The 2,905-nt window shown below is 37.0% G+C and carries 2 protein-coding genes; both read right to left on the reverse strand.

All coding sequences use genetic code 11. From position 1 onward, the window contains the following. The coding region (locus tag CI949_RS19330) for a transposase (protein WP_290769442.1) at positions 1-387 on the reverse strand (387 nt) is incomplete at its 3' end. Between the two features lie 234 nt (positions 388-621). Continuing rightward, positions 622-2,905 (reverse strand): pyruvate:ferredoxin (flavodoxin) oxidoreductase (gene nifJ, locus CI949_RS19335; protein ID WP_290769445.1); only part of this gene is annotated, 2,284 nt, incomplete at its 5' end.

The following is a 2,905-nucleotide window of genomic DNA, read 5'->3' on the forward strand; positions in this document are numbered from 1 at the left end:
CAGCTTATCTTTAACCGGATTAAGGTGGATATAGCGATTTACAATTAAGTTGTAGTAATTATTTTCTATTATTTTGGAAACATAACGCCCCTGAAAAACGTGACCTACTGTGCTGTATCGCTCATTAAAATATCTTGCATAACGCCAGTTGATTCCTTTCATGATTTTCCAGATCTCAACATCAAAAGTTCTTACCTGAAGGTGAGTATGGTTCGGCATTAAACAGTAACTAATAATTGTAAAGGGTTGTTTTCTATTCATTTCTTTTAGAATATCTAAAAAGATTTGATAATCAACTTTATCTAAAAAAATATTTTTCTTTTTATTCCCCCGGCTTATTATGTGATATTTTGCCCCGGGATACCAGATTCTCTTTTTACGAACCATTTAATACACCCTCCATTTTTTTAGTTCATTTTAATTTTATTATATACTTTTATTTATATAATTTCAATATTTTTACAATAAAAATAAAATTTAAATCATTTTATTTTTCGACACAAAAAGACATAATCCGGGTGGTACACGGCACCTGTACGTTTAAAAGCAAAAAGACCAGCGGCGTCCCGCTGGTCTTTTATCCTTGAACTTATTTATTTTTAAGCTACCTTTATTTCTGTTTTACTCTTCGTCTTTTGGTGCATAAGCTGTTTCCAGTCTCTTATAAGACTGATAACGTTCTTCAGCATCTTCTTCTGCTTTTTCAAAGAGGTCTTCTGCAAGCTCAGGGAATGTCTTCTGTAAGGAGGAGAAACGTACCTCACTGAGTAAGAAATCTCTGAAGCTTTCTGTAGGCTCTTTAGAATCCATGATAAATGGATTATCGCTTCCACCTTTAAGTTCTGGGTTGAAGCGGAATAAATGCCAGTAACCTGCTTTAACAGCGTCATCTTCCTGACTAACACTACAGCCCATTCCTTTTTTCAGACCATGTGAAATACATGGAGCATAAGCAATTACAAGAGAAGGCCCATCATATGCTTCAGCCTCTTTAATAGCTTTAATAGCTTGGTTCATGTTAGCTCCCATAGAAATCTGAGCAACATAAACATAACCATATGTCATAGCCATCTGACCTAAGTCCTTCTTCTTAATTTTCTTACCTGAAGCAGCAAACTTAGCAGCTGCAGCAGTTGGACTAGCTTTTGAAGACTGGCCACCGGTGTTTGAATAAACCTCTGTATCAAATACAAGAACATTTACATCATCACCAGAAGCTAGAACATGGTCTAAGCCTCCATAACCGATATCATAAGCCCAACCGTCTCCACCAAAGATCCACTGAGACTTTTTGGTAATAAACTCTTTCCGGTCTACAATTTCAGCAATTACTTCATTATCGCTGTATTTAGCGAGTAAAGGCATCAATTCTTGCTTGATTTCTTTAGTTTTTTCGCCGTCATTGTAGTTATCTAACATTTCTTTCATTAATTCAGTTAATTTATCGTCTAGATCAAGTTCAATTGCTTCTTCCATCAGGTCAGCAATTTTAGCTCTAATCTGTTCGTTAGCTAAGAACATACCATAACCATACTCGGCATTATCCTCAAATAAGGAGTTACCCCAAGCAGGTCCATGTCCTTCCGCATTAGTAGTATAAACAGATACAGGAGCTGATCCACCCCAGATTGAAGAACAACCTGTAGCATTAGCGATAATCATTCTGTCACCAAATAACTGAGTTACAAGCTTAGCATAAGCTGTTTCTCCACAACCTGCACAAGCACCATGGAACTCAAGTAGTGGCTGCTGGAACTGACTACCTTTAATATTGAACTTATCCATTTTTTCTTCTTTAGGAGTTACTTCGTTGATTGCATAATCCCAGTTATCTGCTTCTTTTTCCGCCATTTCAGCAAATGAAGTCATTTCTAAAGCATCAACAGGACAAACATCAGCACAAACTCCACAACCTGTACAATCATAAGGACTTACTTGAATCTTATACTGCAGTCCTTCTAACTGCTTACCGCGAGCATCCAGAGTTTCAAATCCTTCTGGAGCATTGGCAGCTTCTTCTTCATCAAGTAAGAAAGGTCTAATTACAGCATGAGGACATGCTAATGAACACTGGTTACACTGGATACATGTATCAAGATCCCAATCAGGTACATTGATTGCAATACCTCTCTTCTCATATTTAGAAAGTCCTTGTGGGAAGTGACCATCTTCACGGCCAATAAATGTACTAACAGGTAATTCATCACCTTTTTGTGCATTTACAACTCTAAGTACATCTTTAACAAATGCTGGCACGTCTTCTTCCTCTTCCTCTTCTGCAGCTTCTGCACTGGACCATTCAGCAGGTACATCAATCTTAACTAAAGCATCCAGAGCTTTATCTACAGCTTTATTATTCATTTCAACAATCTTATCACCTTTGTGGCCGTAAGATTTTTGAATAGCTTCTTTTAGATATTCAACAGCTTCATCAACAGGAATGATATCTGCAACTTTAAAGAAAGCAGTCTGCATAACCATATTGATTCTCTGTCCTAAGCCAACTTCCTGGGCAATATCTACAGCATTAATTGTGTAGAAGTTAATATCATGATCAGCGATATATTTCTTCATTTTTGCTGGAATATTCTCAGCTAATTCATCTTCTGACCAAGTACAGTTCAGAACAAAACTTCCACCGTCATGTAAATCCTCAACCATATCAAATTTATCTACATATGATTCGTTATGACAGGCTACATAATCAGCTTCGTCAATTAAATAAGTTGATTTAATTGGCTGGTCTCCAAATCTTAGGTGGGATACTGTTACACCACCAGATTTTTTGGAGTCATAAGAGAAATATGCCTGAGCATACTTATCTGTATTGTCACCAATAATCTTGATAGCATTCTTGTTAGCACCAACAGTACCGTCAGAACCAAGACCCCAGAACTTGCAGCGA

Source organism: Halanaerobium sp. (assembly GCF_003070835.1).